This is a genomic window from Synechococcus sp. 'PEA 65AY6A-5F PE A', from assembly GCF_047462575.1.
Taxonomy (GTDB): Bacteria; Cyanobacteriota; Cyanobacteriia; order Thermostichales; family Thermostichaceae; genus Thermostichus.
Window position 1 is genome coordinate 1 of record NZ_JAOALE010000064.1, and the last position, 6,942, is coordinate 6,942.

The window sequence follows — 6,942 nt, forward strand, 5'->3', positions numbered from 1 at the left end:
TGTCCTGCTATCGGGCAGGAGTCACTGGGAAGCCTGCACTCTATGCGTCAGCATGAGTGCGGGAGTACGTCACGTATTCATACTCAAGATAGGGTGGACATGGACCCAGAATAGAGGGGGAAGGAGAAGAGGCGCGTAGCATCTGCTACTGTTCTGAGGACATGGCGAGGAGAAGCTGGCACCACCTAAGGAGCCGCCGGCAACCGGCCAGAGCAAGTTTGCAGAAGATAGGAACCTAAGGACAGAAAAATGGCGACAGCGCGACGGGTGGCACGGGTAGCCGAGCTGATCAAACGGGAGGTCAGCCAAATCCTGCTCTCGGAGATCAAAGATGACCGGGTGGGGGCAGGGATGGTCAGCATTGTGGACGTAGAGGTTTCCAATGACCTGCAAAATGCCCGCATCTTCGTCAGCATCTATGGCGATGAAGCGGCCCAGCAGCAGACCATGGAGGGGCTGGCTTCCGCCACTCCCTTCGTGCGGCGGGAAATCGGTCAGCGCCTCGGCCTGCGACGGGTGCCGACGGTGGTGTTTTTGCAGGATCGCTCTTTGGAGCGGGGATCCCGGGTTCTGGCCCTGCTCAACCAACTGAGACAGCCCGCTGAGGCCCAACAACAGGAGGGATCCCACCCTGGGGTTGAGGGAAGGATGGCGGACACCCCTGGGGGTGAAGAAGACGAATTGAGCGAACAACAATAGTTGCTCGCTTTAAGAGTTGCCCACTTTCGTGCCAACCTGGGGGATCTGCGCTAAAGCTCCGCCTGCTTTGCACAAGCGAGAAAAGAACCTACCTGAATGACCAAGTGGACCGGAGAGGCCTTGGCTTCGCAGCGATGCGGACAACCTCAAAGCAATGTTGTCTCACGGAGAAGTTTTTGGATTTGTTAGGCTTAAGGAAGCCATACGGCCTTTTCCCCGGCCATCTCATCTGTACAGGGCTCAATGTCGGCGGCATGCTTACGCCAACCGGGGCCTTCTGCCCCAATGGGCAGCACCGTCGCTGCCGTAAACCGGCGAAAGGGCTGTAAAGTTGCGGTTTGTGCCTTTTCTGCCTTTTCATGGATGTTCAAAGCCCACTGCAACCGGATCCCGCTTTAGCGGGTGCTACTCCACTCCAAGCTCTGCAAGCTCTGAACCAGAGTGTTGCCGAAGCTTTGGTTTCCTGCTTGAAAGGGCAACCCCAACAAGCCACCCAGCACCTTTTACTGGCTCTGCCGCAGTTAATGGCTGCTCTGGGGGCTTTGAGGCAAAAATCTTCCGTTGGCGTCAGCGGGCCGGAGGCCTTGGTTGAGTCTACAGGCCGGGCCTCAGAAGCCAACCCCAAGCGCATCATTCACATCGAAGGCAACCGCGTGCAAGTGTGGGTGGATAACCAGATTCGGAGCAGTTGGAGCATTTGGTCGGTGGGAGATCTCAAGGAAGTCTGCCGGCTGGCAGAAGAATTTGATTGTGGCCTCAGCTATTCCCTGGGAGATAGCTCAGGGTCGAAGTCAGAAATGCTGCTATTGGCCTCCAGTCCTGCGGAACTGCCGGATCTGCTCTCGAAATCCGAAGACTCTGCTGCCTAGCAGCCCCGTTCTCCGATCGCTGTTTCTCTTGTGACCCCATGCCTATGGCGACACCCCAACGGCTCCAGAAGCTCTTGGCTCAACAGGGGCTGGCCTCCCGTCGCCAGGTGGAAGCCTGGATCCTGGCCGGGCGCATTCGGGTGAACGGGAAGGTGGTCACCGAGCTGGGCTTTAAAGCCGATCCCGAACGGGATCGCGTCGAGGTGGATGGACGGGTGATCCCTTTCGGGGATCCAGCCCGCTACGTTTTGCTCCTGCACAAGCCCCTGGGGGTTTTGTCAACCTGCAAGGATCCGTGGGGGCGCAAGACGGTGCTGGATCTGCTTCCCCCGCCCTGGAACCGGCAGATCCGCCTTTATCCCGTGGGCCGACTGGATGCAGACAGCAGTGGGGCGCTGCTGCTCACCAACGATGGCGACCTGACGCTGAAGCTGACCCATCCGCGCTATCATCTGCCCAAAATCTATCGGGTGCAGGTACAGGGGCGTCCGAGCCGGGCTACCCTGCAACAGTGGCGAGACGGAGTAAACTTAGAGGGGTACACTACTCTGCCGGCAGAGGTGGAGTTCTGCCCTGCTCCCAACTTTGGGTATAGGCAGGATGCCAATTCCTCGTGGCTGAGGGTGGTTTTGTTTGAGGGGCGCAACCGGCAAATTCGGCGCGTAGCGGAGCAGCTGGGGCATCCGGTGCTCAGGCTGCATCGGGAAGCAATCGGCCCGCTGCACCTCGGAAACCTAAAGGCAGGTCAGTTCCGCCTATTGGAGCCCCAAGAGGTTCAGGCTCTGCTAGCCCCTCTTGCCGGTACCGACAGCTTGGCTCTGTTCAGAAGCGCCTCTTTGCACTCTTTCCGTCCCTCTTCATAATTAGCTGTGGGAACTGTGCGCACAATCTCACACTAGCCTCCTCTCTTCCGCAGGTAGCCGAACGATGCAAGAGTCGGAACGCTCTAAGGACTCGGTCCCGCTAACGCGATTGGAAGCCCTGGGATCCCTGTTGCGGCAAACACGAGAGGCACGGGGGCTGACGTTGACAGATGTAGCCAACGATACATTCATCCGCTCCCAATATCTGCAGGCCCTGGAGGAAGCAGACTTGAGTCGGCTGCCGGAGCCGGTTTACGTGCAAGGCTTCATTAAGCGCTATGCCAACTATCTGGGGCTGGATGGCGAGGCTTTATCTCGGCAAGCTTTGCCACTCCTATCTGCCAAAACGCCCCATGCGCTCCCTCCTCTTACTGCTGTTGGCGAACAGCCGGCCTTTGCCCTGCGCCCCTTTCACCTTTGGGCCGCCTATGTGGTGCTGGTCGTGCTGGCGGTGGGAGGGCTGTCGGCTCTTTTGGACGGCACGGGCAACCCCTTTGGGCATTGGCTGGCCAGCCTACAAAGCGGCGAGGGATCCCAGTCGCAGCCGCGAGCAGCTGACTCCCCTGGGCGCAGCCCAGAACCGACCCTTCGCCAGATGTTTCCCACACTGGATCAGTGGACGCGCATCCAGGGGGTTTTCCCCGACGTGTTGGAGGCCCCGCCGCGCAAGCCGGTGCGCCTTGATATTCGCGTGGTAGAGCGTCCCTCCTGGCTACGAGTCATTGCCGATGGACAAACCGTTTTTGAGGCCACCCTGCAGCCGGGGGCGGAGCTGAACTGGGAAGCCGAGCGATCGATTGTGCTGCGCGCCGGCAATGCCGGCGGGGTGTTGGTGACCTTCAACGACCGCGATCTGGGAGTGATGGGAAGGTTTGGAGAGGTGAAAGAGCTGATGTTTGAGCCGGGGCTAGACATTCAATCCTTCCAATCCTTGCAATAGGGATCCGGCTCGGACGGAGGGGCTAAAGGCCTTGATTGGGTTGAGGTAGGGCAGAAGCGATTTGCCACCCTTGGGATTCCAACTGCTGCAGCAGACGCCAGACTTTGTGCAGATCTTTGTCGCCCGGCTGGCGTTCCACACCGCTGGAGAGATCAATGCCGCTGGGCTGGAGGTGGCTGAGGGCCTGCAGAACATTGTCTGGGGTGAGGCCACCGGCCAGGAGCCAGGGCAAGGGCAGAGAGCGGTGGGCCAACTCTGGCCAGTTGAGGGTTTGCCCAGTGCCACCCGCACGCTGGGGGTGATAGGCGTCCAGAAGCAGAGCCTCCACACAGTCGCCGTAGAGGTGGGCTGCCTCCAGATCTGCCAGGTGGCGAATGCGCAGGGCCTTAATGCGGCGAATGCCAGGGAGCCATTCTCCCAGTTGCCGGCACTCTTCTGGCGATTCCCGGCCGTGGAGCTGAACAGCCGTGAGGCCGCCCACTTCCACCCAGGTGGCAATGGTACGGGGATCCGGATCCACAAAGACCCCCACCTTTTCCACATGGCGGGGTAGGGAGGCAAGCCAGCGGGCCTGGGAGAGAGGCAAATAGCGCGGCGTGTTGGGCACTGCGATAAATCCAAGAGCGCTCACCCCCAGCGCGGCGATAGCCTCCGCTTGATCCTGGCGGGTGATGCCGCAGATTTTGACAAACAACCGGCCCATTGGGATCCCTTCCGACAATCCCCTACTTTTGGTCGGGGCGCATTTGCAGACGATCCGGCTGTGCTGGATGAAGCGTGTTGATCCGGCGCACCATTTGCCACAGCCGTCCAAAGTTACGCTGGTTAAAGTGCATCACCAGCCGCGGCAGATGGGCAATCTCTTCCTCTGCTTCTTCCGGCAAAGCCTCGGTTTGCTCGATCCGGCCCGAGTCGAGAATGTCGGCAAACTCTTCGTTTAAGATATCCAGAGCCTGGGGCGAGAGCTTGGCATTCAAGCGCAAAACCAGCAGTTCCCGCACATAGCGATTGCTGTGAAAGATGCGATAAAAATCTAGGATCTGCTGGCAGGCGTCCCCTACATCGTCGGTTAAGGTGTATAAGAAGAGATCTTCCGGGCTGATCAGGCCGCGGCTGAGTAGATGCTCCCGCACATATTCATCCCATTCTTTCCAGTAGCAACCGCCCTTCTTGTCCACCAGCACCAAGGGCATGAGCTTGGTTTTGCCGGTTTGCATCAAGGTCAGACATTCAAAAGCCTCATCCTGCGTACCAAAGCCACCGGGGAAAAGCACCAGCGCATCGGTTTCTTTGACAAAAAAGAGCTTGCGTGAAAAGAAATACTTAAAGTTAATTACCCGATCGCTGGCGGCAATCACAGGATTGGCCATCTGCTCGAAGGGAAGCTGGATATTCAGCCCAAACGAGTTTTCCAGCCCTGCGCCCCGATTGCCGGCTTCCATAATCCCACCGCCGCCCCCCGTCAGCACCATGAACCCTCGCTGGCTGATGCAGTGGGCGAACAACTGTGCCTGGCGGTATTCCGGGCTGTCCGGCCCTACCCGTGCCGACCCAAAAACTGTTACCTTGCGCTGATGGACATAGTTCTGGAAGGCCGCAAAGCCCTGCTCCAGATCCTCAAGCGTGGCCGCTAGGATCTTAGCGTCCAGGCGGCTGAGATTCAGAGATCCCATCCGCTGCAGCGACTGCAAAACGCGCAGCCAAGCCGTCTGGTTGGGGTGATGCTCCAACTGCTTCAGACGAGTCTCGGCGTTGGAGAAAATTTCCTGGAGAAGAGAAGAAAGGGAATCAGCCAAGCCAGAATCCAGAGTTCTCTGTCATTACTTTACTGCAATAGGCTATCGACGCTAAATGCTACTTAGGCCTTACCCCCGGATCCAAACATAGCGCTCTGAAGCGTTGAGGGCCGCTCCTCCTGCTAGGACCTTAGCTCTCGGCAGGCGTGTCGAAGTGCTTCTCCAGAATTGTCGTTAGAGTTGCCTTGGGCACAGCGCCGACTACCACATCGACCTTCTGGCCTCCCTTGAAGAGCATCAAAGTGGGAATGCTGCGAATGCCATACTGGCTGGCAGTTTGGGGATTCTCGTCTGTATTAATTTTCACAACCTTAACCTTGCCGGCATACTGCTCGGCTATCTCCTGAACCACAGGAGCCACCATCCGGCATGGGCCACACCAGGGCGCCCAGAAATCCACTAAGACCGGAATATCGCTACGCAGCACCTCTGCCTCAAAGGTAGCATCAGCGACGTCTATTGCTGCAGACATGCTTGGAGAACTCCTGAAACAGTACATACCTGTCACTTCAAGCAATCCTATCACAACTTTCTGGGCTTTTGTTTTAGGCCGCAGCAGGCGCCTGCAATTTTCTGCCGGAGGGTCAGGCTGAACAGGCGAGCTTTTTCCAAGCCGAGCGGGGTATTCTGGACTGAAGGAGTGAGAAAGCGTGCAAGGGCCGATGACATTTGAGCTCGGGCCAGAGGGAAGCAATCAGGCTGAAGCCGAGAAGCGGGCTTCCGTCCAGGAAGTGGCTGTGGATTTTATTCGCCACGGCATAGCCGAAGAAGCGCAAGCGGGAGTGGAGGACGCTTTTCGCGCCTTGACCGATGAGGGACGCAAGCGCTGCCGCAAAATTGCCCGCCAACTCAAGGATATGGGCTGGAAGTGGGATCTCCTGCTCACCAGTCCCCTTGTGAGGGCGCGGCAGACGGCGGAGATTTTTTTCGACGAGAACTTGGCCGAAGCTCTAGAAGTGTTTGAGCCGCTGGCCCCGGACGGCAGCTTCGCCGACCTGGTGCGCTGGCAGGCGGAGCGGGATCCCTTCACGTCTCTGGCCTTGGTCGGCCACCAGCCGGATCTGAGCCTGTGGATACAGGCGGCTATTGGCCTGCAGCCGGCCAATCCCCAGGCCATTACCCTCAAAAAGGCAGGCTTGGCCCAGGTGCGCTTTGCAGAAGGCCGTATCGACTATTGCCAGGGATCCCTGACGTTGTTGCTTTCTCCCAAAGTGATATTGCGCTGACTCTGCCCCCCTGATGTAGCTGTGCGAACGTGGCAGCTAGCGTTAACTTTTGTTAAGGTGGTACAAACACCCAGGCGTAGGGAGCATTTCACGATGGCTAAGATCTTCACCCCTGAATTCAACCAGTTTGAGACCATCAACGCCACTCAGCTAGAAATCGCAGGAGCCCCGCACTGTACCCGTAGGGTCAGTGTCGGGAGGAATGCGCTTTGATGAAGTACAATGAACTTATGAGCCAAGTCCTGACCATATCCTATAAGCTCAAGGTGTCCCCGTCGCAAGCCGCCAAATTGGACGCGACGATGGATGCCTTTGTACAGGCATTGAACTGGGTCAACCAAAACACACTAGAAAAAGTAGTCAACGCAGTCAAACTCCAATCCCTTTGCTACTACGAGATTCGAGCCTGGTTTGGCTTGTCCAGTAACTTGGCTCAACAGGTGTGCAGACGGGTGGCGGGTTCCCGCAAAGTGGCGAGACAGCGCAACCGTCCGGTTAAAGAGTTCAAGCGTAGGTTCGTTACCTACGACGCACGTATCTTTTCATTCC

General features: G+C 57.9%; 8 protein-coding genes and 1 pseudogene. 6 read left to right on the forward strand and 3 right to left on the reverse strand.

Annotated features, from left to right (window positions below; all coding sequences use genetic code 11):
* The first annotated feature begins 249 nt into the window (after window positions 1-249).
* The 4 genes from rbfA (at window position 250) to GG26_RS13285 (ending at window position 3,371) form a co-directional block, all read left to right on the forward strand.
* On the forward strand, window positions 250-699 hold the full coding sequence (rbfA, locus tag GG26_RS13270; protein ID WP_011429667.1) for a 30S ribosome-binding factor RbfA: 450 nt from the start codon (window positions 250-252) through the stop codon (window positions 697-699).
* A gap of 359 nt (window positions 700-1,058) precedes the next feature.
* Window positions 1,059-1,568: a hypothetical protein gene (locus tag GG26_RS13275; RefSeq protein ID WP_011429665.1), complete on the forward strand. Its 510-nt coding sequence runs from the start codon at window positions 1,059-1,061 to the stop codon at window positions 1,566-1,568.
* A gap of 44 nt (window positions 1,569-1,612) precedes the next feature.
* The gene (locus tag GG26_RS13280) at window positions 1,613-2,431 is read left to right on the forward strand and encodes a pseudouridine synthase (protein WP_011429664.1); all 819 of its coding nucleotides are present in this window, start codon (window positions 1,613-1,615) and stop codon (window positions 2,429-2,431) included.
* A gap of 64 nt (window positions 2,432-2,495) precedes the next feature.
* Window positions 2,496-3,371 carry a helix-turn-helix domain-containing protein gene (locus GG26_RS13285; protein ID WP_099812362.1) on the forward strand — a complete coding sequence of 292 codons (876 nt, stop codon included), beginning with the start codon at window positions 2,496-2,498 and terminating at the stop codon, window positions 3,369-3,371.
* A 22-nt stretch (window positions 3,372-3,393) separates the two neighbouring features.
* Here GG26_RS13285 and GG26_RS13290 read toward each other — a convergent pair whose 3' ends face one another.
* The 3 genes from GG26_RS13290 to trxA all read right to left on the reverse strand — a co-directional run bounded on the left by GG26_RS13290 (window position 3,394) and on the right by trxA (window position 5,639).
* On the reverse strand, window positions 3,394-4,074 hold the full coding sequence (locus tag GG26_RS13290) for a phosphoribosylanthranilate isomerase (protein ID WP_011429662.1): 681 nt from the start codon (window positions 4,072-4,074) through the stop codon (window positions 3,394-3,396).
* A 22-nt stretch (window positions 4,075-4,096) separates the two neighbouring features.
* Window positions 4,097-5,167, reverse strand: coding sequence for an LOG family protein (locus GG26_RS13295; protein ID WP_414391118.1), 1,071 nt, complete (start codon window positions 5,165-5,167; stop codon window positions 4,097-4,099).
* Window positions 5,168-5,297: 130 nt separating this feature from the next.
* Window positions 5,298-5,639 (reverse strand): thioredoxin, encoded by a 342-nt coding sequence (gene trxA, locus GG26_RS13300; RefSeq protein ID WP_011429660.1) that lies wholly within the window; start codon window positions 5,637-5,639, stop codon window positions 5,298-5,300.
* 190 nt (window positions 5,640-5,829) lie between these two features.
* Between trxA and sixA the strand changes: the two genes are divergently transcribed.
* On the forward strand, window positions 5,830-6,393 hold the full coding sequence (sixA, locus tag GG26_RS13305) for a phosphohistidine phosphatase SixA (RefSeq protein WP_083759151.1): 564 nt from the start codon (window positions 5,830-5,832) through the stop codon (window positions 6,391-6,393).
* A 230-nt stretch (window positions 6,394-6,623) separates the two neighbouring features.
* Window positions 6,624-6,942 (forward strand): annotated as a pseudogene (locus tag GG26_RS13310) (RNA-guided endonuclease TnpB family protein); the annotation flags it as partial.

Excerpts from the sequence above, each read along its gene's own strand:
- GG26_RS13280 (WP_011429664.1), top strand. The coding sequence starts at position 1,613 with ATGGCGACACCCCAACGGCTCCAGAAGCTCTTGGCTCAACAGGGGCTG.
- trxA (WP_011429660.1), bottom strand. The coding sequence starts at position 5,639 with ATGTCTGCAGCAATAGACGTCGCTGATGCTACCTTTGAGGCAGAGGTG.
- rbfA (WP_011429667.1), top strand. The coding sequence starts at position 250 with ATGGCGACAGCGCGACGGGTGGCACGGGTAGCCGAGCTGATCAAACGG.
- sixA (WP_083759151.1), top strand. The coding sequence starts at position 5,830 with ATGACATTTGAGCTCGGGCCAGAGGGAAGCAATCAGGCTGAAGCCGAG.
- GG26_RS13285 (WP_099812362.1), top strand. The coding sequence starts at position 2,496 with ATGCAAGAGTCGGAACGCTCTAAGGACTCGGTCCCGCTAACGCGATTG.
- GG26_RS13290 (WP_011429662.1), bottom strand. The coding sequence starts at position 4,074 with ATGGGCCGGTTGTTTGTCAAAATCTGCGGCATCACCCGCCAGGATCAA.
- GG26_RS13275 (WP_011429665.1), top strand. The coding sequence starts at position 1,059 with ATGGATGTTCAAAGCCCACTGCAACCGGATCCCGCTTTAGCGGGTGCT.